Below are 23,728 nucleotides of genomic sequence, written 5' to 3'. Positions count from 1 at the left end.
ATGCCCGCCCAGCCCCTCCTGCCGGCACGCTCCGGTTCCGCACCGGAGACGACGGCCGGCCCACCGTACTGGAGGCGGCTGCTCCCCCTGCTGGCGCTGCTGGCCTGCCTGACCCGTGTGCCCTCCTTCACCCGCCCCGTGTGGAACCCCGACGAGGGCTACCTCGCCGTCCAGGCCCGCATGCTGGCGGCCGGCGGAGAGCTGTACGAGACCGTCGTCGACCGCAAGCCGCCGCTGGTGCCCTGGCTGTACCAGGCTGCGTACGCCCTGACCGGCTCCGAGTCACTGCTGTGGGTGCGCGTGGTGGCCGTCGGCGCCCAGCTCGCCACCGCCGCGCTGCTCGCCTCGCTCGCCCGGCGGCGCTGGGGCGACGGGGCGGGCCGCACCGCAGGGGTGCTGTATCTGCTGGTCTCGGTCGGCCTCAACCCGGAGGACGCCCAGGCGGCAGGCTTCGAGGTGTTCATACTGCCGGTCACGGCCGCTGCGATGTGGTGCGCCGACCGCCGCCGCTGGGGCGCGGCCGGAGCCGCCGTGGGCTGCGCCTTCCTGACCAAGCAGACCGGTGCGGCGGTACTGCTGCCGGTGCTGTGGCGGTGGCTCACCGGTTCCCGGCAGGGCGGGCTGGTCCGGCTGGGGGCGGGCGCCGCGGCACCGGTCCTGGGCGCCGCCCTGCTGACCGACCCCGCGGGCTTCGTCTTCTGGACGGTCACCGGCTCGGGCACGTACGCCTCCTTCTCCGGTTCCGCGCTGCACGTGGTGGGCCGGGCGCTGGCCAACACCGCGGTCCTGGCGGTCGCCTGCGCGGGGCTGCTCCCCGCGCTGGTCCGTGCGGTGCGCTCCGGTGACGCCCGTACCGGCACCGCGGACCTGTGGCTGTGGCTCGGGTCCTCGGGGCTGGCGGTCACCGCCGGCCTGCACTTCTTCGGCCACTACTACCTGCAGCTCCTGCCGCCGCTGGTGCTGCTGGCGACGGCCGCGCTGCGGGCGCTGCCCCGGGAGCGGCGGGCGACCGCGGTCCTGCTCTCGGCCTGTGCCTGTGTGCTGTTCCTGGTCTGGGGTCTGCTGGCCCCCCGCGCCGACCTCGACCACGCCCGGCGCGTCGCGGACGCAGCGGCTCGGCGTACCGGTCCGGAGGACCGGGTGCTGATCTGGGGCATGCACCCGGAGACGTACTGGCTCGCCGACCGCGCCCCGGCCAGCCGCTACCTCACCGCCGGCCTCCTCACCAACTACAGCGGCGGACGCTCCGGGGCCCGGGTCGGTGAACGGTACGGCATCGCGGGCGCGTGGCCCGTCTTCCGTGCCGAGCTGACCACCCGTCCGCCCGCCGTCGTCATCGACGACTCCCGGGGCAAGCCGTACGCCCCCCACCATCTCCCGACCCTGCGCCGTCTGCTGGCGGAGCGGTACACGGAGGCGGGTGCCGTGGACGGCGCGGTGCTGTACGTACGGCAGTGAGCGTCGGGGGCTGGGCGCGGTGACGGAACGGGGCGCGGGACCGGCCCGCGGGCGGGCGGCGGGGCGTGGCGTCGGGCGGGTTCCGCTACGCAGGCCGGACCGTGCGGGGGCCGGCCACCTGCGCGCCGAGTTCCGTCACCCGGCGGCGCAGTTCGCGGTCGGCCGTGACGACCAGGACGGCGCGGTCACCGGCCCGGGCGACCAGCTCGACCATGTGGTCGTCACCGCTGCCGGGCGCCGGCTCCACCCGGACGCCGGGGACGGACCCGACGCCGCGCGCCGCCCCCTCCACCACCAGCACGATCTCGACGGCACCGGGACGTCCCGGCACCCCGTCGGCCGCCAGCCGGTCCCGTAGCCGCTCCGCGGCCCCGCGCCGGTCCCGCCACCAGCCGTCGGGCACCGAACCGACGACGTTGGCCGCGTCGACGATCACCATGAGAGGGCTGCCGTGGTCCATGCCGAACAGGGTCCCACGACCGCGTCGTGCCAGGTCGCACCCGCCCTGCGACGGCCGCCGGGCGCCGCTTAGAGTGAACCGGTGAACGGCGACTGGCTCCTTCGCGGCCCCGATGGCCGCCTCTGTGTCTACCTCCCGTCGGGCGATGCCGTGCAGTGCCGTGCCGAACTCGGGCCTGGCGGCCCCTGGGAGGCACCCCGCAGGGTCGGCGGCGAGCAGCGACTGCACCCCGGCGTCTCCCTCGGCCAGGGCGTCGACGGCTACACCCACCTGGTCGCCTGGCGGCCCACGGCCCGGGGCGAGTCCGGACTCGTGCACTCCACCCACTTCCGGCCCCGGCTCGCACCGCTGGACTGGGAGCCGTTGGGCCACCCCGACCAGAAGGGCGACCGCACCGGCACCCCGGCCGTCGCGGTCGACGCGCAGGGCCGCGCCCACGTCTTCGTCCGCAACGCGGGCGGCGGGCTGAGCATGCGGGCGCAGAAGCAGAAGGGCGGCTGGGGGCCGTGGCGTGATCTCAAGGGCCGGGCACTGCACGGCACGTGTGTCGCGGTGGCCGGCCGGGACGGCCGCATCGAGGCCTACGTCGCCGCGCCCGGCGAGCTGCTGTACTGGCGCCAGGAGCAGCCCGGCACCAAGTTCACGCTGGTCGAGAAGGTGGCGGCCGCGGCCCGGCCGGACACCCTGCGGGCGCTGGACACCTCCGCGGAGCGCACGACGCTGTTCTTCACCGACGACTCCGGGACGCTGTGCGCCTGGCGTCCAGGGGGCGATCCCGTCCCCGTGGTTGCCGCAGCCGGACCCGGCCCGCTCGCCGCAGTCCGCTGCGCCATCGACGGCCACGACTGCACCCTGTTCGCCCAGCGTGCGGCGAGCGGCCGGGTCGCCTTCGCCGCGTACCCGTCGGAGGAGGAGACGGCCGGCGCCTGGTGGACCGAGTCCGGTCCGCAGCTGCCGGCCGACGCCGAGGTGGCGCTGGCCCTGGACGAGGCCGGCCGGGTCACGGCGGCGGCGCAGTCCCCGGCGACGGCGCGGCTGTGGCTGGCCCGGCGCAAGGAGGAGCCGGGGCTGGCGCTGGCCGCGTGGCAGAGCGTGTGAGCGGAGTCCGACGACCGGGTTGCGCAGCCATGAGGAACTGGTGAACGAAACGCATATGATGTTCCGCGTTCTAGGATCCCCCGGTCCGTGACACGGCGGGTTTCAGGGAAGGTGCACCAGCCATGCGGAGAAGGTCGTCGGCTCCCGTCCGGTCGGCCGGGAAGAGCGCCACGAAGCGTGGCCGGATCGCGTCCGGCTCCGCCCACGGAGACTGGGTCACGCTGGGCAGGGACGGCAGGCTCACGCTGTACGCGCCCACCGAGGACGGGCTGCTGCGCTGGACGGAGACCACCGTCGGCGGGCCCGGCTGGAGCGGCCCGCACTTCGTGCCCGTGACAGGACTGACGGCGCTGACGGTGGTCCAGGGCGCGAACGCCTACGTCCACTTCTTCGGCCGCAGGGAGCGGGCGGGCGTGGACGGTGCTCCCCATGTGGACATCGTGCACGCCATCCAGTATCAGACGGGCCTGGCCATCACCGACTGGCGCTCGCTGGGCGGTCCGCACCGGGACCGGGGCCAGGGGCGCGAGGTCGGCCCGCCGGTCGGGGCGGTCGCGGCCGACGGCACCGTGTACGTCTTCGTGCGCGACGCACGCGGCGGGCTGGCGCTGCGCCGTGAGGCCCCGGGCGGCGCCTGGCGGGCCTGGGAGGACCTGGGCGGCGGCGGCATGGATGCGCCGCCCGCACCGATCGCGCTGGCCGGCGGCCGGCTGGAGGTCTGCGCGGCGGCCGAGACGGGTGTGCTCGTCTGGCGTCAGCAAGAACCCGGCGGCGAGTTCACCGGACCACGCGGCTTCGCCCTGCGCCCGGTACCGGGCACGGTCGCCGCGCTGGAGACCGGGCCGGACCGGGCCACGTTCTTCTGGACCGATGCCGACAGCGGTGGCGCAGCGGCCTGGAGGGACGGCGACTGGCCCACCGAGCTGGGCGGCTCCTCGGCCGGGCGGCCCTACGCCTGCGTGCGCGCGGTGGTGGACGGCTACGACTGTGTCGTCCTCGCCTACCGCAATGCGGACGGCTCGGCCGTTCTCGGTACCGGCGGCACCGAGAACGAGGCCGACGGGTTCTGGTGGTACGCGCTGGCCGAACCCTGCCAGGGCGCACCGGCACTGGCCCGGGACGGTCTGGGGCGGGTGGTGACGGCGCTGATCGCCCCCGACGGGGTGCCGAGGGTCGCCCGGCAGGAGGACTCCGCCGGACTCACTCTCACCCGGTGGCAGGCACTGAGCGGCTGAGGCCCCCGAAGCTTGGCGTCCCCGGCGTCAGCCGCCCGTCGCCGGCGACTTCTTCGCGGACTCGGGAATCTCGGAGTCCGAGCGGACGGCCTCCCACAGCTGCGCCGCCTGGGGGTCGGCGGGCACCACCCGGTTCGGATCCTGTGTGTCGTATGCGACGGGCAGCATGACGGTCTCCATGGTCGCCGGGTCGACGCCGTTCATGCTCCGGGCGAAATCCGCCAGGCTGGTCAGCGAGGCCAGTTCGGAGTCGGTGGTGAGGGCCGAGGTGAGGGTGTCGGCGATCTGGTAGGTCTTGGTGGGGCTGCCCAGCAGGTCCTGGCGCTTGATCTCGCTCAGCAGCGCGATCAGGAACTGCTGCTGGAGCCCGATGCGGCCCAGATCGCTGCCGTCGCCGACGCCGTGCCGGGTGCGGACGAACGCCAGGGACTCGGTGCCGTCCAGCTTGTGGGTGCCCGCGCTGAGATCCAGTCCGCTGGAGCTGTCCTTGATGGGCTCGTCGACGGTGACGGTCACCCCGCCTATGGCATCGACCAGACCCTTGAACCCGGCGAAGTCGATCTCCACGTAGTGGTCCATGCGCACTCCGGACATCTTCTCCACGGTCTTGACCACACAGGCCGGACCGGCGAGCGAGTACACGGAGTTGAACATCACGCGGTCGGCCGCCGCATGGTCGGTGCCGTCCGCAGCGGTGCACTCCGGGCGGCTCACGAGGGTGTCGCGGGGGATGCTGACCGCGACGGCCTGCTGCCGGCCCTCGGGGATGTGCACCACGAGTGCGGTGTCCGACCGGGCCCCCGCCACCTTGCCGGTGCCCAAGTCGGCGTTGTCACCGGCGCGCGAGTCGGAGCCCAGGACCAGCAGGTTCTGCCCCGCCGTCGGCAGTTTCTCGGGGCGGTCGTCGCCGAGGGCCTCGTTCAGGTCCACACCCTTGATGTTCCCGTCCAGGCCGCTGTAGAGCCAGTATCCTGCGCCGCCCCCGGCGAGCAGCACGATGAGGAGGCCCAGCAGCACGATGCGTCCCCAGCGCCGGCGTCCGCGCTGTGTCCGGCGGCGACCGCCGCCGGACTCGGCCCGGCGGGCACGCCGCGGCTCCGTGGTGGTGCTGTGGGTCATGGGTGTTCGGTTCCTCTCCTCACGGGCTCCGCGCTGCGGAGTGCGGGGCCCGGGTGGGGGGAGACCGGCCCACGGATGCGGTCACATCAGAGGGGAACTATAAGCAATGCCCCGCATCCGAATTAAGGGTGGGTGACTATAACGCTGGTGCGCGATGAACGCCACACCAATGTCGCTTGACCGCACCTAAGAGTGACATAAGATGTGGCAGGCCTGTGATCGATGTGAAGGGGGGCTTTCACAGGGTCATAGGTTCCGGTGCAGTCGAGGCGGCGAGGGGGCCGCCCGTGCGCCACAGGGGTGGGGCGTCTCAAGGGCGAGCCGTGGTCGTCCGGTGGGCGAAATGTCTTGGTAGGAGTGCAAGTTGGTGGTTCATCCACGCCTGAGCGTCGTTGTGCCCTTCCAGGACGTGGAGGCGTACCTGGCCGAATGCCTGGAGTCCCTCGCGCGCCAGTCGTTCCGCGACTTCGAGGTCGTCCTGGTCGACGACGGGTCCACCGACGGCTCCACCAGAATCGCCGCCGACTTCTGCGCGACGGACCCCCGTTTCCGCCTCGTCCGACAGCATGCGCACGGACCGGGTCACGCACGCAACACCGGACTGCGCAACGTCCACCCCGAGGCGGAGTTCCTCGCTTTCGTCGACGGCGACGATGTCATCCCCGAGTACGCCTACGAGCTGCTGGTCCGCACCCTCGACGAATCCGACGCCGACTTCGTCTCGGGCAATGTGCAGATGATGAACTCCACCAAGAAGTGGCAGTCACCGCTGCACCGGGGGCCGATGCAGAAGAAACGCCGCGGCACCCACATCACGAAGTTCGAGGCGCTGATCTACGACCGCACGGTCTGGAACAAGCTGTTCCGGCGGACCTTCTGGGACCACCATCACATCAGTTTCCCCGAAGGCGTCATGTACGAGGACTCGTGGGTCAACATGTACGCCCACTTCCGGGCCGAAAAGGTCGACGTCCTCACGGACGTCGTCTACTACTGGCGCCGCCGGGAGGGCGGCGCGGCCCCCTCCATCACCCAGCGGCACAGCGAACTGTCCAATCTGCGCGACCGTGTCGCGGCGGTGCAGTCGGTGAGCCGCTTCCTCGCCGGGCGGCGCTCCCGGCTGTACGAGGAGAGCAAGCGCAAATACGACTTCGCCTGTCTGAAGTCGGACCTCATGCTGCACCTGAAGGTGCTGCCGGACGCCGACGAGGAGTACCGGAACGCCTTCATGCAGTGGGCCAACGAGTTCCTCGACGAGACCGACCTCACCATCATCGACGAACTGCCCGCCGACGCACGCGTCAAGTGGCTCCTGGTGCGGGAGGGCCGGCTGGCCGAACTCCTCGACGTCATCGAGTTCGAGCGCCGCGGCGGGCCGATGCCCGTGCAGCGCCGGTTCCACCGCTATCTGAAGTACCCCTACCTCGGGGACCGGGAGGTGGGCCTCGACAAGAAGGCCTACCGGCTGGACAAGGAGTTCTCGCTGCACGGTGCGCTGTCCGGCGCGCACTGGAGCACCAACGGAGATCTGCTCACCCTCACCGGAACCGCCTACGTCCGGTTCATCAACGTGCACAAGAAGCACATGTCGGTGAAGGCGATCGCCCTGAGGAACAAGAAGCAGGGACGCATGGTGGTCACCACGGCCAGGACCGTCTATGCGCCGCAGGCCACCGAGAACTCCCAGCAGAATCGTTACTGCTATGACTGGGCCGGCTTCGAGGCCCGCATCGACACCACCCGCCTCAAGCGCAAGGGCAAGTGGGCCGAGGGTACCTGGGACGTCGCCGCCGGCGTGCTCAGCCGCGGACTGTTCCGCTACCGGGGCCTGACCCGGGGCGCTGCGGACACCGCCGCGAACCCGCCCTATCGGTACGTGGACAGGAACACCCGCATCCTCCCGGTCTTCCTCCAGGGCAAGCTCAAACTGCGGGTGGAGGTCGTGCGCTGCCGGATCACCGGCCACCGGATCACCGGCGACCAGCTGGAGCTGCGCGGCGTCTACCTCGGCCCCACGGTCCCTGAGTGGGGCAAACTCCGGGTCGCCAGCCTGAACGGTGCCGGCCAGCACGACGCCACGGTCCGCTTCACCTCGGGCGGGGAAGGCTGGTGCACCTTCACCGCAAAGGTGCCGCTACGCTCCCTCGTCCCGAAGTTCCGGGCCGACGCAGCACCGGAGGCGGACGTCCCGGAGTCCTGGAGCATGGGCAGCAACGGCTGGAAGACCACGTTCCACGTGGAGGGCCGCAAGATGACCATCTATCCGGTCATGGCGGAGGACACCCCGGACGGCCACTACCGCATGCCCTCCTCCCTCCAGACCCGGGAGGGCGACCGCGAGGTCGTCGTGCACCGCAACGGCTCGGGCTATCTCGTGCTCTTCGAACGGGCGAACCTGCCCACGCTGACCCGCTTCGGCTGGCAGGAGGACGGCTCGCTGGAGATCGACGGCCACTACCGGGCCGCGAACCGGCTCTCCGGCCAGCAGCACCGGGACGCCCACCTGGTGGTGCGTTCACGCGCCCACGGGGCCGAGCGCACCGTCCCCCTGACCTGGAGCGGTGACGAGTTCCGCGCCGTGCTGGCGCCTGCCGCCATGCGCACGCTGGCCGGGAACATCCCGCTCGCGGCCGGCCGGTGGGACTTCTTCCTGCGCCGGCAGGACCTTTCGGCGGTGGCACGCGACGACCGCCTCGAAGACCTGATGCTGAAGATCGAGCAGGACCTCATCGAGGCGTTCCCCCAGGAGTACCGGGAGAACGAGCGCCGCTACGAACTCCAGGCCGAGGCCTACGACCGGCTCTCCCTCCTGGTCCACTCCGCCATGCCCGACCACGCGCGCGGCCCGTACCGTCAGAAGCTGCTGCGCACCAAGGCCTACCCCGCGGCCCGCCGAGACCCGGTGCGGGACGCCGTCCTCTTCGACGCCTTCAAGGGCACCCAGTACTCCGACAGCCCCCGCGCCCTGCACGAGGAGCTGGTGCGCCGCCGCACCGACCTGGAGCATCTGTGGGTGGTGCGCGACGACCAGGTGCAGGTGCCGCCCACGGCGACACCCGTGCGCATGTGGTCACCGGAGTGGTACGAGGCCCTCGCCACCAGCCGGTACGTCGTCGCCAACAACCATCTGCCCGACTGGTTCCACAAGCGCGACGGCCAGATAGTCGTCCAGACCTGGCACGGCACCCCGCTGAAGAAGATCGGCCACGACATCGAGGCCATCCACTTCGCGGACCAGCGCTATCTGGAGCGCGTCGAGAAGGAGGTGCAGAACTGGGACATGCTGGTCTCGCCCAACAGCTTCTCCACCCCGATCCTCAAGCGAGCCTTCGGCTTCCCCGGTGAGATGGTCGAATGCGGCTACCCGCGCAACGACATCCTGCGCCGCCCCGGCACGGAGCGCAGGGAGCAGGAGATCCGCCGCCGGATCGGGCTGCCGGAGGGCAAGCGAGTGGTGCTGTACGCACCGACCTGGCGTGACGACCAGTTCTACGCGCCGGGCAAGTACAAGCTCGACTTCCGCATCGACCTGGCCCAGGCCCGCTCCCGGCTGGGCGACGACCACGTCCTCATGGTCCGTCGGCACCCCAACGTCGTGGACCCGGTGCCCGGAGCAGGCGACGGGTTCGTGTTCGACGTCTCCGACTACCCGGACATGGCCGACCTGTCGCTGATAACCGACGTGATGATCACGGACTACTCCTCCCTGATGTTCGACTACGTCAACACCGGGCGGCCCATCCTGTTCTTCACCTACGACCTGGACCACTACCGGGACACCCTGCGCGGCTTCTACTTCGACTTCGAGGGCAGCGCCCCCGGCCCCCTCCTGTCCACCTCCGAGGAACTCGTGGCGGCCGTCCGCGACATCGACCGGATCCAGGAGCGCTACGCCGAGCGGTATCGCTGGTTCCAGAACGAGTTCTGCGACCTGGACGACGGACACGCCGCCGCCCGGCTCGCCGACCGGATGCTGACCGTGGGCGGGGACCTCGCCCCGGGGGAGGCGCGGGCACCCGCCGTGGGCAGCGCCGCTGCCCGGCACACCGGTCGGGCCATGACACCGGTCCGCTGGAGCTCGGCCCACTGGTTCGCCGACCACAGCACGTCTTCGGGCCTGACCGCCGTGCTGCCTGCACGGAGCACGACCGCGGACGGGACCGTGCCGGGACGGCTCCCGGACCGGCAGCAGTCGGTGCCCCCCGAGGAGCGGACGTACGAGGGCGTGATCGCGTGACACCGATCGCCACGCCGGACGGTCCCGGCACCACGCCATGACCCGTCCACCCTTCACTCCGTGCACGCTCGACGCGTCCTCCGCTCCGCTGCCGGACGCCGAGCGTGACCCGGGTGTGGCCTCAGCGGGCGGCGTCGTCCACCCGGATCAGCAGCGCCCGGTGGTCCGAGACCCCCGTGTCGTGCACGGCGCAGCCGAGCAGCGGCAGTCCGGTGAAGAGATAGTCGAGCTTGTGCCCGGACGCATGAGTCGGCGGACCCGACCGGTCCGCGGCGGACTCCTGGTCGCACTCCCGGTAGCGGCGGTAGGGGCCTGCGGGCCAGGCCTCTTCGGCGGGGTTGCCCGGCACCGGCGGTCTGAGGTTGAAGTCGCCGCCGAACACGGTGCGACGCCCCGGCACGGCCGCCAGCAGCGCCCGCAGCTGCCCGTCGCGGTACTCCCGGCCGGGATGCCGCAGATCGCCCCGCGGGACGGTCAGATGGGCGTTGCACACCCGGACGTCGTGGGCGGTGATCGTCCCGCACAGGATGCCCCGCTGGAGCCCGACCACCGGCTGCGGCGAGGAGACGGTGCCCACCGAGGACAGCGAGTGGGCGGAGAGGATCGCGAAGCCGGCCGCGCCCTGCCCGGGGCCGTCGCACGGGACCGTGCGGGTACGCCCGGTCCCGCCGCGCCAGCCGTAGGGGCGGAACGAAGCCTGCCAGGTCCTGCCGAGCCCGGCACGTACCGACTCCACCTGCGCCGCGCAGGTCTCCTGGAGCAGGACGACGTGTGCCCCGGCGGTGACGAGGTGCCGCACGGCCTGCTGTTTGGCTGCCGCCGTCCCGGTGTACGCGCAACCCCACCGCCGGATGCCGCACATGTTCCAGGTCGCCACCGTCAGGGCGCGCGCGGCCGGCCCGGCCGGCGACGGATCCGCGGGGGGCTGCGGTGCGAGGGCGGCGAGGCCCGTGGTCAGCGCAAGGGCCGACGCCGCGGTGAGCCGTCCGCGGCGCCGACGGAGAGCGGTCCGGCTCGCGGAGGCGGCCAAGTGCATTCCGTCATCATGTCCGATCGGCCGAACCGGCGCCAACGTGCCCACTCGCCCCTGTGAGACTGGAGTTCCGTACATGTCCAAAGCGCCCGGCGGGCGGAAGGTGTTCAACGGCATCGAGGCCTCGGGCACGTTTCCGGTCGAGTACCGCTTCTCCCATGCCAAGAGCGGCAACCGGCACCTCGTCGTGGTGTTCGCGAACTTCTCCGCGCCGGAGGACTACGGATGGTCCAACGGCGTCTTCGACAACGTGCGCGCCAACATCCTGTGGATCCGGGACCGTTTCGACGGCATGAACGCGTACTACCTCTGCCGCGCCATGGACTTCGGCCTGGCGGACTCGGTGCAGCTGCTCATCTCGAACGTCACTCATGCCCTCGGACTCACACCGGACCAGGTCACGCTGTGGGGCGGATCCAAGGGCGGCAGCGCAGCCTTGTACTTCGGGCTGAGGTACGGCTACCGGAACATCGTCGCCATCGTCCCGCAGTTCCTGATCGGCGACGCCCTGGAGAAGCGGCACCCCAAGGTCGCCGCCTACATGCTCGGCGAGGGCGCCCCGGCCCACCACGCACGCGTTCTGGACGCGGTCGTCCCCGACCTGGTGCGGGCACAGGCCAACCGAACCGCCAACATCTACCTGCTCTCCTCCCCGCAGGACGAGCACTACGCCGTCCAGGTCGAACCGTTCCTCGGGATGTTCCAGGGGTACGACAACTTCAACTATCTGCACAGCGAATCCCCGACGATCACCGGCCATGCCACGGTGACGAGGCGGAACGTCCCCGCGCTGGTGGGACTGCTGAACCTGCTGGCGGACGGCTACGCCCCGCGGCTGGGCTTCGTGCGCCACGCCGCCGAGGAACACGACCGGGACCGGTCACCCGTCGACGCCTACCTCGCCGCCACCGCCAAGGTGCAGGACGCGGACGCGTTCCCGCCGCCGGTGGTGACCGCCCCGGTCGCCGACGGCGAGGTCCCGGCCGACGGCCTGTGGTTCACCGGCCTGGCCCCCGGGGCGGTACGGGTGAGCATGTGGCGCAACGGCAAGTTCCTGGCGTCGCCGCAGGTCGCCGCCGACGGCACATGGGCCTGGCGGCCGGAGCGGCCCTGGGCACGAGGGCGGCACGCGGTGAAGGTGTTCGCCGTGGACCCCGCAGGCTTCCACTCGGACCGCGTCGAGATCCACTTCACGGTGGCGGACACGGTGTCCCCCGCCGCGCCGTTCGTGTCGGCGCCCGGCCCGCACGCTCAGGTCGCCCCCGACGTCGGATTCCACGGGACCGCCGTGGGTGCGGCACAGGTCCGCTTCCGGGAGAACGGAGTGCTGCTGGGCGCGGTCGGGGCGGCGGCCGACGGCAGCTGGGGCTGGGATCCCGGCCGGCCGTGGCCGGCCGGGCCGCACCTGCTGGAGGTCGTCGCGGTGGACGGCAACGGAACGGAGTCCGCGCCCGCCCCGGCCGCCTTCACGGTCCTGGAGGCGGCCGAGCCGGCCGGCTACTTCATGCCGCGGTACTGACGAACACCGACTGCCGCATCCGACCTAGTCACGAGTGGAATCCGCACATGCCGAAAGCAGCGCCGACGGGGCGCGACATCGTCACCGGGATCGATTCCTCCGGTGCGTATCCCGTCGAGTACCGGTTCGCCCGGGCGCGAAAGGGCAATCGCCGTCTGACGGTGGTGTTCGCCAATCTCGCGGCCCCCGACGACTACGGCTGGTCCACCGGGGTCCTCGACGATCTGCGCTCGAACATCCTCTGGATCCGAGACCGCTTCGAGGGCGGGATCACCTACTACCTGTGCCGGGACATGGACTTCGCCGTCGAGAGGTCCGTCATCGATCTCATCGCCAAGGTGATGCGGTCGCTGGAGCTGACGCCGGACGACGTCACCCTGTGGGGCAGCTCCAAAGGCGGCAGCGCGGCGCTGTACTTCGGGCTGCGCTACGGCTTCCGCAACATCGTGGCCTGCGTGCCGCAGTTCCTGATCGGCACCTTCGTGCGGGACGTCTACCCGAAGGTAGGCCAGAGCATGCTGGGGGAGGCACTCGCGGAGGAGAACGCCAGGATCCTCGACGCGGTGCTGCCCGACCTTCTTCGTGCGGGTGCCAACCCGGAAGCCAACATCTACCTGGTGTCGTCCCCGCAGGACGAGCAGTACACCACTCAGGTCGAGCCGTTCCTCGGGATGCTGCACCGCTACCCGAACTTCAACTTCATCTACACCGAGTCCCCGTTCATCACGGAGCACAACAAGGTGACGGTACGGAACGTGCCGCCCCTGCTGGGCATCGCCTATCTGCTCGCCGACGGCATAGCGCCGCGCATCGGCACCGTGCTCAACGGTCGTGAGGAGCCGGACCGGGACACATCGGCCCTGGATGCCTTCCTCGCCTCGACCGCCAAGGTACGGGCGGCGGAGGCCTTCCCGCCGCCCGTCGTCGATGCCCCGGCCGCCGACGCGGTGGTGCCCTGCACGGGCTCGCGGCTGACCGGCACGGCCCCGGGCGCGGTCCGGGTGAGCATGTGGGAGAACGGCAAGTTCCTCGCCTCGCCGAAGGTGGCGGCCGACGGCACCTGGGCGTGGACCCCCGGCAAGCCCTGGGCGAAGGGCGCCCACCGGGTCAAGGTCTTCGCGGTGAACCCGGCCGGCTTCCACTCCAGGACGACGGAGGTGGTCTTCGAGGCCGCCGAAACCGCGGCGGCAGTGAGTCCGGTCCCTCCCGCGCGACCGTCGCTGTCCGTCCTCGCACCCGAGGCCCGGCAGCAGGTGTCCGGCGCCGCGGTCGGCTTCCGCGGCGTGGCGCCGGGCGCCACGCAGGTCGGGTTCCGGCGCGACGGCGTCCACCTGGGTTCGGCAGCGGTGGCCCCGGACGGCGGGTGGGGATGGGACGCCGGCCGGCCGTGGCCCGCGGGAACGCATCAGGTGGACGTCGTCGCCGTGGACGCGAACGGCCTGGAAAGCCCCCCGGTGACGGTCCCGTTCACCGTCGTGGATCTCCCCGCACCCGCGGCAGGCCCCTTCACCCCGTACCCCTGACCCCCGTACCCCTGTCCTCGCCTGTCCTGACTCAAGACTGGAAGCCGCACATGTCCACAGCACCGCCGAAGGGACGCCGACTGATCCACGGGATCGACACCTCGGGAGCCCATCCGGTCGAGTACCGCTTCACCCATGCCAAGGGCGGCAACCGGCACCTGGTCGTCGTTTTCGCGAACTTCGCGGTCACCGACGACTACGGCTGGTCGAACGGCGTCCTCGACCCGGTGCGTGCGAACATCCTCTGGATCCGTGACCGCTTTCACGGTATGAACAGCTATTACCTGTGCCGGGACATGGACTTCTCCCTGGAGCAGTCGGTCGCGGCCGTCATCGGCAAGGTGATGACGGCACTGGATCTCACCCCGGACGACGTCACGGTCTGGGGCGGCTCCAAGGGCGGCAGTGCGGCGCTGTACTTCGGGCTGCGCTACGGGTTCCGCAACATCGTCTCCATCGTGCCCCAGTTCCTGATCGGCACCTATGTGCGGCAGAAGCACCCCAAGGTCGCCCGGTTCATGCTCGGTGAGGGTGTCCCGGGGCACAACGTACGGGCCCTGGACGCACTGCTGCCCGACCTGGTGCGATCCGGCGCGGGGCGGCGGGCCAACGTCTACCTGCTCTCCTCGCCGCAGGACGAGCAGTACGCTGAGCAGGTGGAGCCCTTCCTGGGACTCTTCCAGGGATATGAGAACTTCAACTTCGTTTTCAGCGAGTCCCCGTACATCACCGATCACACCCAGGTGACCCGACGCAACGTGCCGCTGCTGATGGGCATTCTGAACTGCCTCGCCGACGGCGCCGCCCCCCGGTTCGGCCTGGTGCGCAACGGCTACGAACAGCCGGAGCGGGACACGTCGGCGATCGACGCCTACCTGTCCGCCACCTCCCAGCAGCAGGGGCAGGTCGCCCCGCCGATCGTCCTCGCGCCCGCCTCGGGTGCTCGACTGCCCAGGGACGGGGTGCGCTTCGAGGGCACTGCGCAGGGAGCGGTGCGGGTGAGTCTGTGGGAGAACGGCAAGTTCCTCGGCTCTCCCTCCGTGGCCCCGGACGGCACGTGGTCCTGGCAGCTCAGCAGGGCATGGAGCAAGGGCCGTCACGTAGTGAAGGCCGTGGCGTGGAACGCGGACAAGCAGCACAGCCGGGGGACCGAGGTCCCGTTCGTGACGACCGAGGCGGCCGTCGGCACGGAGCCCGGGACGCCGGCGCGCCCGGCCGCGACCGGGGGAGCGGACGACGTACCGGCCGGGGTGACACTCCCGGCGCCGGATGTGCGTTCCCCCGAGTCCTATGAGCAGATCCCGGGATCGGCCGTGCGGTTCACGGGGCTGGCCCCCGGAGCAGCGCAGGTCGGTTTCAGGGCCGGCGGCACCCTCCTCGGCACCACCCCGGTCGCGGCTGACGGCCGGTGGACCTGGGATTCCGGATGGTCCTGGCAGGAGGGCAGGCACACGGTGGAGGTGTTCGCCGTGGATACGGCGGGCACCGAGTCCACGGCTGCCCCCGTGCCGTTCGCCGTGCTGAACACGCCTGCCGGGGCACGGCCCTTCGGCCACTGACGGCCGCGGCACCACACGGCAAGGAGGGCCCCCGCTGGGGGCCCTCCGCACCGGTGTCCGCTGTGCGCTACGCCGGAACCGACGCCACGCCCCGAGCCAGGAACCGCTTGCCGTTCACCCGCTCGCTGACGCCCTCGCGGTCCAGGTACGGCGTGATGCCGCCCAGGTGGAAGGGCCAGCCGGCGCCGGTGATCAGGCAGAGGTCGATGTCCTGGGCCTCGGCGACGACGCCCTCGTCGAGCATGAGGCCGATCTCCTGGGCCACCGCGTCCAGGACGCGGGCACGGACCTGCTCCTCGGTGAGGACGGTGTCGCCCTGCTTGAGCAGTGCGGCGACCTCCGGGTCCAGCTCGGGCTTGCCGCTGTCGTAGACGTAGAAGCCGCGCTTGCCGGCCTCGACGACCGCCTTCAGGTTCGGGGAGACCGTGAAGCGGTCCGCGAAGGCGCGGTTCAGGGTCTCCGAGACGTGCAGGCCGATCGCCGGGCCGACCAGCTCCAGCAGCACCAGCGGCGACATCGGCAGGCCGAGCGGCTCGACGGCCTTCTCGGCGACGGCGACCGGGGTGCCCTCGTCGATGACGTTCTGGATCTCGCCCATGAAGCGGGTCAGGATGCGGTTGACGACGAACGCCGGGGCGTCCTTGACCAGCACCGCGGTCTTCTTCAGCTTCTTGGCGACACCGAAGGCGGTGGCCAGCGAGGCGTCGTCGGTCCGCTCGCCGCGGACGATCTCCAGCAGCGGCAGCACCGCGACCGGGTTGAAGAAGTGGAAGCCGACGACCCGCTCGGGGTGCTTCAGCTTCGCCGCCATCTCCGTCACCGACAGCGAGGAGGTGTTGGTGGCGAGGATCGCGTGCGCCGGGGCGACCGCCTCGACCTCCGCGAACACCTGCTGCTTGACGCCCATCTCCTCGAAGACCGCTTCGATGACGAAGTCGGCGTCGGCGAAGCCCTCGGCCTTGTCCAGGACGCCGGAGACCAGGGCCTTGAGGCGGTTCGCCCTGTCCTGGTTGATCCGGCCCTTGCCGAGCAGCTTGTCGATCTCGGCGTGGACGTAGCCGACGCCCTTGTCGATGCGCTCCTGGTCGATGTCGGTCAGCACGACCGGCACCTCCAGGCGGCGCAGGAAGAGCAGCGCCAGCTGGGAGGCCATCAGACCGGCGCCGACGACGCCCACCTTGGTGACCGGGCGGGCCAGGTTCTTGTCCGGGGCGCCGGCCGGGCGCTTGCCGCGCTTCTGCACCAGGTTGAAGGCGTAGATGCCGGAGCGCAGCTCGCCGCCCATGATCAGGTCGGCCAGCGCCGTGTCCTCGGCGTCGTACCCCTGCTGCAGGTCGCCGTTCTTGGCGGCGGCGATGATGTCCAGCGCGCGGTAGGCGGCCGGGGCGGCGCCGTGCACCTTGGAGTCGGCGACGAACCGGCCCCGCTCGACGGCCTGGTCCCAGGCCTCGCCGCGGTCGATCACCGGGCGCTCGACCTGGATCTCGCCCTTGAGGACGGACGCCGTCCAGATCAGCGACTGCTCCAGGAAGTCGGCGCCCTCGAAGATCGCGTCGGCGATCCCCAGCTCGTAGACCTGCTTGCCCTTGAGCTGCTTGTTCTGGTTGAGGCTGTTCTCGATGATCACCGAGACGGCCTTGTCGGCGCCGATCAGGTTCGGCAGCAGCGCGCAGCCGCCCCAGCCGGGGACCAGGCCGAGGAAGACCTCGGGGAGCGAGAACGCCGGTACGGCCGCGGAGACGGTCCGGTACGTGCAGTGCAGGCCGACCTCGACGCCGCCGCCCATCGCGGCACCGTTGTAGTACGCGAAGGTCGGGACGGCGAGCGCGGCCAGTCGCTTGAAGACGTCGTGACCGCCCTTGCCGATGGCGAGCGCGTCCTTGTGCTCCTTGAGCAGCTCGACGCCCTTGAGGTCGGCGCCGACCGCGAAGATGAACGGCTTGCCGGTGAGGCCGACGCCGACGATGTCGCCGTCCGCGGCCTCCTTCTCCACCTGGTCGATCGCGGTGTTGAGGTTCGCCAGCGACTGGGGGCCGAAGGTGGTCGGCTTGGTGTGGTCGTGACCGTTGTCCAGGGTGATCAGCGCGAAGCGCCCGGCACCCAGGGGCAGGTCGAAGTGGCGTACGTGGGCGGTGGTGACGACCTCGTCCGGGAACAGGTCGGCCGCACCCTTCAGCAGCTCTGCGGTGGTGCTCACTTGTCCCCCTCGAAGTGCGGGTTCTCCCAGATGACGGTCGCGCCCATGCCGAAGCCGACGCACATGGTGGTGAGGCCGTAGCGGACCTCGGGCTGCTCCTCGAACTGGCTGGCCAGCTGCGTCATGAGCCGGACGCCGGAGGAGGCCAGCGGGTGACCGAAGGCGATGGCGCCGCCGTACTGGTTGACGCGCGCGTCGTCGTCGGCGATGCCGTAGTGGTCCAGGAAGGCCAGGACCTGCACGGCGAAGGCCTCGTTGACCTCGAACAGGCCGATGTCGGAGATCGACAGCCCGGCCTGGGCCAGGGCCTTCTCCGTCGCCGGGATCGGGCCGTAGCCCATCACCTCGGGCTCGACGCCCGCGAAGGAGTAGGAGACCAGCCGCATCTTCACCGGCAGGTCGTGCTCGCGGGCGAAGTCCTCGGAGGCGATGACCGAGGCGGTGGCACCGTCGTTGAGACCGGCCGCGTTGCCGGCCGTGACCCGGCCGTGGACACGGAACGGGGTCTTCAGACCCTCCAGGTTCTCCAGCGTGGTGCCCGGGCGCATCGGCTCGTCCGCCGTCACCAGGCCCCAGCCGGTCTCGCCGCCCTCGGGGTTGGTGCGGCGCACCGAGACCGGCACCAGGTCCTGCTGGATCTTGCCGTTGGCGTACGCCTTGGCGGCCTTCTCCTGCGAGCGCACCGCGTACTCGTCGGCGCGGCGCTTGGTGATGTGCGGGTAGCGGTCGTGCAGGTTCTCCGCGGTCATGCCCATGAACATGGCGGACTCGTCGACCAGCTTCTCGCTGACGAACCGCGGGTTCGGGTCCACGCCCTCGCCCATCGGGTGGCGGCCCATGTGCTCGACACCGCCGGCGATGACGGCGTCGTAGGCGCCGAAGGCGATGGAGCCGGCCGTGGTGGTCACGGCGGTCATCGCACCCGCGCACATGCGGTCGATGGAGTAGCCGGGGACGGACTGCGGCAGGCCCGCGAGGATCCCGGCGGTGCGGCCGATGGTCAGGCCCTGGTCGCCGATCTGGGTGGTCGCGGCGATGGCGACCTCGTCGATCTGCTTCGGGTCGAGACCGGGGTTGCGGCGCAGCAGCTCCCGGATCGCCTTCACGACGAGGTCGTCGGCACGGGTCTCGTGGTAGATGCCCTTCGGGCCCGCCTTGCCGAACGGGGTGCGGACGCCGTCGACGAAGACGACGTCCCTGACGGTACGAGGCACGATGGCTCTCCTCCAGGGTGCGGGATGGCACTGCTGCGGCACGCAGGTACTGAGCGTGCGCTCAGGCTCATGCTACTTGTGGGTAACGTAGCTGCCCAGTCCCCCCGCCTGGAGCGGTGAACGTCACACTCCGTCGGCCGAACAACCGCACCAGCCCCGGCCTCCGCGGACGTCCCCCCAGGCCACCGTCGCGGATCCGTCCGGAGTGCATGGCCCGGAGTTCCGGGCCCGCTCGCGGAGCTACGCCGACAGCGCGGTCACCAGCACCGGCGTCACCAGGTCCACCTGCCAGGACCGGGCCCCGTGCGCCATGAGCGCGCCGGCCACGGCGTCGGCGGTCACCGGGGCGGGCGGCTCCCAGCACACCCGGCGCACCGTGTCCGGCGTGATCAGGTTCTCCTGGGGCATGTTCAGCTGCTCGGCGAGCGTGCTCACCCCGGTGCGCGCCGCGGCCAGCCGGGCGGCGGCGGCCGGGTCCTTGTCGGCCCAGGCGCGCGGCGGCGGAGGCCCGGTCACCGGCTGCCCCGGCTGTGGCAGCTGCGACTCCGACAGCGCTCTCGCCCGGTCCACCGCGGACTGCCACTGCTCCAGCTGGCGGCGGTTGACCCGCCCGAAGCCGTTCAGCGCGGCGAGCGCGTGCACCGTGGCCGGTACGGAGAGCGCGGCCTCGACGATCGCCGCGTCCGACAGCACCTTGCCCGGCGAGACGTCCCGGCGGCGGGCGATGCGGTCCCGGGTCTGCCACAGCTCCCGGACCACCGCGAGCTGCCGCCGCCGGCGCACCTTGTGCATCCCGGAGGTGCGCCGCCACGGGTCCTTGCGCGGCTCGGGCGGCGGGGCGGAGGCGATGGCATGGAACTCCTGCCGGGCCCACTCCAGCTTGCCCTGCCGTTCGAGCTCCTTCTCCAGCGCGTCCCGCAGGTCCACCAGGAGTTCGACGTCCAGGGCGGCGTAGCGCAGCCAGGGCTCGGGCAGCGGGCGGGTCGACCAGTCGACCGCGGAGTGCCCCTTCTCCAGTACGAAGCCGAGGACACCCTCCACCATCGCGCCGAGGCCGACCCGTGGGAAACCGGCCAATCGGCCGGCCAGCTCGGTGTCGAACAGCCGGCTGGGCACCATCCCTATCTCGCGGAGGCAGGGCAGGTCCTGGGTGGCCGCGTGCAGCACCCACTCCACGCCGGAGAGCGCCTCGCCGAGGCCGGACAGATCGGGGCAGGCCACGGGGTCGATCAACGCGGTGCCGGAGCCGGCGCGGCGCAGCTGTACCAGGTAGGCGCGCTGGCCGTAGCGGTAGCCGGAGGCGCGTTCGGCATCCACGGCGACCGGACCGGAACCGGCCGCGAAGGCCGCGCTCACCTCGGCGAGGGCGGCCGGGTCCGCGACCACCGGCGGAATGCCCTCCCTGGGCTCCAGCAAGGGGATCGGCGCCTCGGCAGGAGATCCGGCCTCGTCCGGAGGGGCGCCTCCGGTGGTTCGCAGTGAACGGTCTGCTGCGGTTTCGTGGGCGTCGGTCACCTGTCAAGAGTATCCGTGTGCGGACAGCGCCCGTCGACGGAACGTTCCGTCGACGGGCGCTGAAGGGTCGTAAACCGGTCAGGTAGGTGAGTCGCGGCTCGGAAGGGTCCCTCGGACACGTGCCGGGATCAGCGGCCGGCCCCGTTCACGTCGGTGAACAGCAGGAAGCGGAGGGAGAGGGGGGAGGGAAGGGGCGGAGGAGAGGGGCAGGGAAAGGGGGGCAGGGCGTCGAGCGGGGATGGGACGGCGGGGGGCGAAACGGAGGAAGTGGGGGAAGTGGGGAGGAGTGGAGGAAGGGACGGGAGGAGCTGGTGCGGGGGAGGGGGTGCCGGGGCTCCCGCCGTCCGCCGTGGTGTCAGTGGATGATGCCGGTGCGCAGCGCCACCGCCACCATCCCGGCGCGGTCGCCGGTGCCGAGCTTGCGGGCGATCCGGGCGAGGTGGCTCTTGACGGTCAGTGCGGACAGGCCCATCGAGACGCCGATCGCCTTGTTCGACTGGCCCTCCGCGACCAGCCGCAGTACCTCGACCTCGCGGCCGGACAGTTCGCGGTAGCCGCCCGGGTGGCTCGGGGCACCCGGGGGACGGCGGTGCAGCCGGGCTGCGGCGGCGCCGATGGGGGCGGCACCCGGGCGGGTGGGGAGCCCGAGGTTGGTGCGGGTGCCGGTGACGACGTAGCCCTTGACACCGCCGGCGAGGGCGTTGCGTACGGCGCCGATGTCGTCGGCGGCGGACAGGGCCAGGCCGTTGGGCCAGCCCGCGGCGCGGGTCTCGGACAGCAGGGTGAGACCGGAGCCGTCGGGCAGGTGGACGTCGGCGACGCAGATGTCGCGGGGGTTGCCGATGCGGGGACGAGCCTCCGCGATGGACGAGGCCTCGATGACGTCGCGCACACCGAGCGCCCACAGGTGGCGGGTGACGGTGGAGCGGACGCGGGGGTCGGCCACGACCACCATGGCGGTCGGCTTGTTCGGGCGGTAGGCGACCAGGCTTGCGGGCTGCTCGAGGAGAACGGACACCAGGCCTCCTGGGGTGCGGGGACGGGGCCGGCTCGTGGGGAAGAAGCCGGGACGAACCGTGCTTTCAAGGTCACAGTCGTCTTCGGCACCGAACCCGTCCGCCTTTAGAGAATGATCACGATCTGGTGAGTAACAATCCGAGCAATTCGGACAGACGGTCGATCATTCGAAGACCGAACGGTTTCGCCCTGCGTCGTTACGGTGTCGTTATCCTTCCGAAAGTGGCCGTATCGACAAAGTGACGGAATGCGCGCCGCCCGTGGGACGGCCCGGAGAACCCTCGCGGAGGCTACGGCGACTGCGGCCCCCGGCGCTGCGGCAGCGTCACCACCGAGGCGTCGCCCGGACCGGCCGGCGGCAGACCGGCGACCTGCGCCAGCAGATCGCACCAGGCGGTCAGGTGGGCGGCGGTGTCCGGCACCCCGCCGAGCTGCTCGCGGGGTGTCCATGAGGCGCGGATCTCGATCTGCGAGGCCGCGGGGCGGGCCGACAGCCCCCCGAAGTAGTGCGAGCTCGCGCGCGTGACCGTGCCGCTCGGCTCGCCGTAGGCCAGCCCGCGCGCCTGCAGGGCACCGGTCAGCCAGCTCCAGCACACCTCCGGCAGCAGCGGGTCCGCGGCCATCTCCGGCTCCAGCTCCGCCCGCACCAGTGTCACCAGACGGAACGTACCCCGCCAGGCGTCGTGGCCGGCCGGGTCGTGCAGCAGGACCAGCCGTCCGTCGGCCAGCTCCTGGTCGCCGTCGGCCACCGCGGCCTCCAGCGCATACGCGTGGGGCGCCAGCCGCCGTGGCGCGCGCGTCGGCTCCACCTCGATCTGCGGCCGGAGCCGCGCGGTTCTCAGCGCGTCGACCGCGGCCCGGAACACCCGTGGTGCCGTGTTCTCCGCGTCCCCTGTGCCTCCGGTACTCCCCGTGCCTCCGGTGCTTCCCGTACTCCCTGTGCTTCCCGTGCTTCCCGTACTCCCCGTACTTCCCTTGCTCCCCGCGTCCTTGGCGTCCTTCGCGTCGTCCATTCCGCCAGCGCCGTCCGACAGTCGTCCCTGAGCCGCAGCCATGCGGGGAAGATTAAGCGGAACGCGGCCCCGGCGCAGGGAGGGACACCCGAGTGCGGCGGCGATGTCCGGATCACGCGGCGCGCGGCCGGAGAGCGCGCGGCACGGGCGGGGCGCGGGGTGCTCGGGGGCGCGGCGCGGACGCCGGACGTGCGCGTCCCGGGACGCCGGCCGCCCCCACGGGGGCGGCCCCACGCTCGCGCCGCGCCCTCCCGGGGTCTGCGATCGAGCCCCGCGCCCCGCGCCGTTCCCCTCCGGCGGACCGGTCGACCGACGGACGGACGTCCGGCGAGGGCGTCCCGGCCTCCGCGGACGGCCCGCCCCGCGGAGGCCGGGATCCGCGACGGCCCGCCCCGCGGACGCCCCGCCCCGCGGTCCGGCGGCCGCGGCCGGTCGTGCGAGACTGGCCGTCGTGAGTGCCAATCAGAGCCCCGCGGGCAAGCAGCCGACCGCCACGTACGACTCCGCCTTCCTCAGGGCGTGCCGGCGTGAGCCGGTGCCGCACACCCCGGTGTGGTTCATGCGGCAGGCCGGGCGCTCGCTGCCGGAGTACCGCAAGGTACGCGAGGGCATCCCGATGCTCGAGTCCTGCATGCGCCCGGACCTGGTCACCGAGATCACCCTGCAGCCCGTGCGCCGGCACGGCGTGGACGCGGCGATCTACTTCAGCGACATCGTCGTCCCGCTCAAGGCCATCGGCATCGACCTCGACATCAAGCCCGGCGTCGGCCCGGTCGTCGAGCGTCCCGTCCGCTCCCGTGCCGACCTGGCGCGGCTGCGCGACCTGACCCCCGAGGACGTCTCCTACGTCACCGAGGCGATCGGTCTGCTCACCCGCGAGCTGGGCAGCACCCCGCTCATCGGCTTCGCCGGCGCGCCGTTCACCCTGGCCAGCTACCTCGTGGAGGGCGGTCCCTCCCGCAACCACGAGCACACCAAGGCGATGATGTACGGCGACCCGCAGCTGTGGGCCGACCTGCTCGACCGGCTCGCCGGGATCACAGGCGCGTTCCTGAAGGTGCAGATCGAGGCCGGCGCGAGCGCGGTCCAGCTCTTCGACTCCTGGGTCGGCGCCCTCGCCCCCGCCGACTACCGCCGCTCGGTGCTGCCCGCCTCGGCCAAGGTCTTCCGGGCCGTCGCCGACTACGGCGTGCCCCGTATCCACTTCGGCGTCGGCACCGGTGAACTGCTCGGCCTGCTGGGCGAGGCCGGCGCGGACGTGGTCGGAGTCGACTGGCGCGTCCCGCTGGACGAGGCCGCCCGCCGCGTCGGGCCCGGCAGGGCACTGCAGGGCAACCTCGACCCCGCCGTGCTGTTCTCCACCCCGGAGGCGGTCCAGACCAAGGCCCGGGAGATCCTGGACGCGGCGGCGGGTCTGGAGGGCCACGTCTTCAACCTCGGCCACGGCGTCCTGCCCGCCACCGACCCGGACGCCCTCACCCGCCTCGTCTCCTACGTCCACGAGCAGACGGCCCGCTGAGCCCCGGGCCCG

General features: G+C 71.8%; 16 protein-coding genes. 8 read left to right on the top strand and 8 right to left on the bottom strand.

Annotated features, from left to right (window positions below):
• Positions 1-1,458 carry a glycosyltransferase family 39 protein gene (locus V5O46_RS04685; RefSeq protein WP_332883108.1) on the top strand — a complete coding sequence of 486 codons (1,458 nt, stop codon included), beginning with the start codon at positions 1-3 and terminating at the stop codon, positions 1,456-1,458.
• Between the two features lie 85 nt (positions 1,459-1,543).
• Here the strand turns inward: V5O46_RS04685 and V5O46_RS04680 are convergent, their stop codons facing one another.
• The gene (locus tag V5O46_RS04680) at positions 1,544-1,918 is read right to left on the bottom strand and encodes a PIN domain-containing protein (protein WP_332883107.1); all 375 of its coding nucleotides are present in this window, start codon (positions 1,916-1,918) and stop codon (positions 1,544-1,546) included.
• An 81-nt stretch (positions 1,919-1,999) separates the two neighbouring features.
• Between V5O46_RS04680 and V5O46_RS04675 the strand changes: the two genes are divergently transcribed.
• Entirely contained in the window at positions 2,000-3,016 is a 1,017-nt protein-coding gene (locus V5O46_RS04675; protein WP_332883106.1) for a hypothetical protein, read from the top strand.
• Positions 3,017-3,138: 122 nt separating this feature from the next.
• Complete coding sequence (locus V5O46_RS04670; protein ID WP_332883105.1) at positions 3,139-4,251, top strand: hypothetical protein; 1,113 nt, start codon at positions 3,139-3,141, stop codon at positions 4,249-4,251.
• Positions 4,252-4,278: 27 nt separating this feature from the next.
• Here V5O46_RS04670 and V5O46_RS04665 read toward each other — a convergent pair whose 3' ends face one another.
• A complete protein-coding gene (locus V5O46_RS04665) occupies positions 4,279-5,370 on the bottom strand; it encodes an LCP family protein (RefSeq protein ID WP_332883104.1) in 1,092 nt (363 codons plus the stop codon).
• Between the two features lie 367 nt (positions 5,371-5,737).
• Between V5O46_RS04665 and V5O46_RS04660 the strand changes: the two genes are divergently transcribed.
• Positions 5,738-9,607 (top strand): bifunctional glycosyltransferase/CDP-glycerol:glycerophosphate glycerophosphotransferase, encoded by a 3,870-nt coding sequence (locus V5O46_RS04660; protein WP_332883103.1) that lies wholly within the window; start codon positions 5,738-5,740, stop codon positions 9,605-9,607.
• 121 nt (positions 9,608-9,728) lie between these two features.
• Here the strand turns inward: V5O46_RS04660 and V5O46_RS04655 are convergent, their stop codons facing one another.
• Entirely contained in the window at positions 9,729-10,643 is a 915-nt protein-coding gene (locus tag V5O46_RS04655; RefSeq protein WP_332883102.1) for an endonuclease/exonuclease/phosphatase family protein, read from the bottom strand.
• Positions 10,644-10,716: 73 nt separating this feature from the next.
• On the opposite strand from V5O46_RS04655, the gene V5O46_RS04650 reads away from it, so the two are divergent.
• Genes V5O46_RS04650 through V5O46_RS04640 form a run of 3 tightly spaced genes read left to right on the top strand, consistent with a single transcriptional unit; the run spans position 10,717 to position 15,241 of the window.
• Positions 10,717-12,159: a hypothetical protein gene (locus V5O46_RS04650; protein ID WP_332883101.1), complete on the top strand. Its 1,443-nt coding sequence runs from the start codon at positions 10,717-10,719 to the stop codon at positions 12,157-12,159.
• A gap of 47 nt (positions 12,160-12,206) precedes the next feature.
• Complete coding sequence (locus tag V5O46_RS04645) at positions 12,207-13,682, top strand: hypothetical protein (RefSeq protein WP_332883100.1); 1,476 nt, start codon at positions 12,207-12,209, stop codon at positions 13,680-13,682.
• 50 nt (positions 13,683-13,732) lie between these two features.
• Entirely contained in the window at positions 13,733-15,241 is a 1,509-nt protein-coding gene (locus V5O46_RS04640; protein ID WP_332883099.1) for a hypothetical protein, read from the top strand.
• 67 nt (positions 15,242-15,308) lie between these two features.
• Here V5O46_RS04640 and V5O46_RS04635 read toward each other — a convergent pair whose 3' ends face one another.
• The 5 genes from V5O46_RS04635 to V5O46_RS04615 form a co-directional block, all read right to left on the bottom strand.
• The gene (locus V5O46_RS04635; protein ID WP_332883098.1) at positions 15,309-17,438 is read right to left on the bottom strand and encodes a 3-hydroxyacyl-CoA dehydrogenase NAD-binding domain-containing protein; all 2,130 of its coding nucleotides are present in this window, start codon (positions 17,436-17,438) and stop codon (positions 15,309-15,311) included.
• Positions 17,435-18,652 carry a thiolase family protein gene (locus V5O46_RS04630; RefSeq protein ID WP_332883097.1) on the bottom strand — a complete coding sequence of 406 codons (1,218 nt, stop codon included), beginning with the start codon at positions 18,650-18,652 and terminating at the stop codon, positions 17,435-17,437. The genes V5O46_RS04635 and V5O46_RS04630 overlap by 4 nt, the downstream gene beginning before the upstream one ends.
• A gap of 240 nt (positions 18,653-18,892) precedes the next feature.
• Positions 18,893-20,167: a ribonuclease D gene (locus tag V5O46_RS04625; RefSeq protein ID WP_332883096.1), complete on the bottom strand. Its 1,275-nt coding sequence runs from the start codon at positions 20,165-20,167 to the stop codon at positions 18,893-18,895.
• Between the two features lie 355 nt (positions 20,168-20,522).
• Positions 20,523-21,185 (bottom strand): response regulator transcription factor, encoded by a 663-nt coding sequence (locus V5O46_RS04620; protein ID WP_332883095.1) that lies wholly within the window; start codon positions 21,183-21,185, stop codon positions 20,523-20,525.
• 289 nt (positions 21,186-21,474) lie between these two features.
• A complete protein-coding gene (locus tag V5O46_RS04615) occupies positions 21,475-22,239 on the bottom strand; it encodes a DUF3000 domain-containing protein (RefSeq protein WP_332883094.1) in 765 nt (254 codons plus the stop codon).
• 409 nt (positions 22,240-22,648) lie between these two features.
• Here V5O46_RS04615 and hemE point away from each other — a divergent pair, with 409 nt between their 5' ends.
• On the top strand, positions 22,649-23,716 hold the full coding sequence (hemE, locus tag V5O46_RS04610) for a uroporphyrinogen decarboxylase (RefSeq protein WP_332883093.1): 1,068 nt from the start codon (positions 22,649-22,651) through the stop codon (positions 23,714-23,716).
• Positions 23,717-23,728: the final 12 nt, after the last annotated feature.

The sequence above is a fragment of the Streptomyces poriticola genome (genome assembly GCF_036689765.1).
In the GTDB taxonomy this organism is placed as follows: Bacteria; Actinomycetota; Actinomycetes; order Streptomycetales; family Streptomycetaceae; genus Streptomyces; species Streptomyces poriticola.
This window is presented reverse-complemented; position numbering and strand designations above follow the sequence as displayed.